The sequence below is a fragment of the Polycladidibacter stylochi genome, from assembly GCF_001562055.1.
Classification (GTDB): Bacteria; Pseudomonadota; Alphaproteobacteria; order Rhizobiales; family Stappiaceae; genus Pseudovibrio; species Pseudovibrio stylochi.
Genome location: NZ_LLWE01000023.1, coordinates 1 through 1,021, shown reverse-complemented (window position 1 = coordinate 1,021; position 1,021 = coordinate 1). Strand labels below are relative to the sequence as shown.

The following is a 1,021-nucleotide window of genomic DNA, read 5'->3' as shown; positions in this document are numbered from 1 at the left end:
AGTGGAGAGCCTCTGTCTCAATTTTTCTACGTTGTCTCTCGAACGTAATTGGCGATTGGTAGTCTAACGCCGAGTGTCGCCGGGTTGGATTGTAAAAGCCTTCAATGTAAAGGCCAAGTGCCTTTTTTGCCTCTTGCCGTGTCAGAAAGGCAGTTCGCCACAACATTTCTGATTTGATGGTCTTGAACACGGTTTCCACCATAGCGTTGTCGTAACAATTTCCCTTGCCGCTCATGGAAGGAATGATATGGTGCCTTGATAAGAGCCGCTGATAAGCATCGGAGCAATATTGAGAACCACGGTCGGAATGATGTATGAGCCCATCAAGACAAGTTCGTGTCGCCAGCGCCCGCTTGAGGGCGTTTGTCACCAAATCGGTCTTCATTCGGTTGCTAGTTGACCAGCCGATAATCCTTCGCGAGAAAAGATCGACAACCACAGCAAGGTAAAGCCAGCCTTCCGCCGTCCATAGGTAACTGATGTCAGCACCCCATTTCTGATTGGGACCGGTGCAAGTGAAATCCTGTTCCAAAAGGTTCGGTGCAACAGGCTTGTTATGATAGCTGTCGGTGGTCCTTTTGAATTTCTTTTTCCTTTCCACTTTCAGTGTGTTATCACGCATTAGGCGGGTCACACGATGTCTGCCGATGGCGATACCATCAGCGGTAAGATCAGCAGCAATACGTCGTGCACCATAAGCTTTGTTCGAGGCTTCAAACCGGTCTTTAACATGGGCAAGCAGCACCATGTCCTCACGTTGCCGGGCGCTCGCGGGTCGCTTTCTCCAGGCGTAATAACCGCTACAACTGACACCCACAAAGGCACAGAGGCTGGCAATTGAAGAATATGCGTTCAGTGCATCGATAAACTGGTATCTCATCGACTTGTTTCCCTGGCGAAGAACGCGGCTGCGTTGCGCTTGGCAAACAGCTCTACTGTTTGTTTTGCCAGCTACACTTTAAAAGATCCCTTTCCTCTCGAAGAAGTTTAATTTTCTTGTGCAAACGGGCCAGCTCATTGC

1 pseudogene is annotated in these 1,021 nt (G+C 49.4%); it reads right to left on the bottom strand.

The annotated features are described in order from the left end of the window. Positions 1–1,021, bottom strand: a pseudogene (locus AYK67_RS06380) (IS3 family transposase); the annotation flags it as partial.